General features: G+C 58.0%; 2 pseudogenes. Both read left to right on the top strand.

Features of this window, described 5'->3' with window-relative positions:
• Positions 1-156: pseudogene (locus AB4Z23_RS27820) on the top strand (IS66 family transposase zinc-finger binding domain-containing protein); the annotation flags it as partial.
• Positions 155-614: pseudogene (locus AB4Z23_RS27825) on the top strand (transposase); the annotation flags it as partial. The pseudogenes AB4Z23_RS27820 and AB4Z23_RS27825, both read left to right, overlap by 2 nt.

The following is a 614-nucleotide window of genomic DNA, read 5'->3' on the forward strand; positions in this document are numbered from 1 at the left end:
AGTTCCGCGTCATCGTCACGCGTCGTCCCAAATATGGATGCCGTTCCTGCACAGTTCCGCGTCATCGTCACGCGTCGTCCCAAATATGGATGCCGTTCCTGCACCGATGGTGTCGTTCAGGCCCTACCTCCGGCAAGGTTGATCGAGGCAGGGCTCCGAGGACCTGTTGGGCGTGATAGACCGTCACCTCGAACTCGATAGCGTTCGAGCGCAGTTTAAGCCCTTCTATAGCAGCACTGGCCGTCCCTCGGTCGATCCCGAACTATGATGCGGATGCTGACCATAGGCTACTCTATGGGTATCCGCTCGGAATACCAACTAGCGAGGAGATCCATCTCAACCTCGCCTATCGCTGGTTCTGCCGCCTCGGACTGAGCGGCAAGGTGCCTGATCACACAAGCTTCTCGAAGAATCGCCACGGCCGGTTTCGGTAGAGCGATATCCTGCAAAACATCTTCGAAACGGTGGTGGAGCGACGCCTCGCGCGAGTATTGGTGGGCGCGGAAGGATTTGCCGTCGATGCCAGCCTTATCACAGCGGATGCCACCAAGTAACGTTGGTACGAGGGAGCTGAGTGGGAAGCAAAGGAAGACGCTGGCCGCTCGGTACAAGAG

Source organism: Agrobacterium sp. MCAB5 (genome assembly GCF_052114365.1).
In the GTDB taxonomy this organism is placed as follows: domain Bacteria; phylum Pseudomonadota; class Alphaproteobacteria; order Rhizobiales; family Rhizobiaceae; genus Agrobacterium; species Agrobacterium tumefaciens.